Below are 278 nucleotides of genomic sequence, written 5' to 3' on the forward strand. Positions count from 1 at the left end.
TACCAAGACCGCCAATCACGCCAGAAAAAATCAAAATCTGCATCGGCCCGATTTCACCCTGTGCCGATGCGCGGCGAGCGGTACGCGCCATGCGAGAATCTATCTCACGTTCAACCAGACAATTAATGGCGAATGCAGCACCAGCCAACAACCAGATACCGATCGTAGCAGCGACCACCAAGCGCCAGTCAGGCAGATCAGGCGTCGCCAAAAACATACCAATCACCGCACAAAAAACGGCCAATTGCGTCACACGAGGCTTGGTCAAAGCCCAGTAC

1 protein-coding gene is annotated in these 278 nt (G+C 54.0%); it reads right to left on the reverse strand.

Annotated elements, in window-relative coordinates:
- On the reverse strand, positions 1 to 253 hold a 253-nt coding region (locus QN347_RS19840), incomplete at its 3' end, for a UbiA family prenyltransferase (RefSeq protein WP_323494403.1).
- Positions 254 to 278 lie beyond the last annotated feature (25 nt).

The sequence above is a fragment of the Sphingomonas sp. 10B4 genome (genome assembly GCF_035019905.1).
Taxonomy (GTDB): Bacteria; Pseudomonadota; Alphaproteobacteria; order Sphingomonadales; family Sphingomonadaceae; genus Sphingomonas; species Sphingomonas glacialis.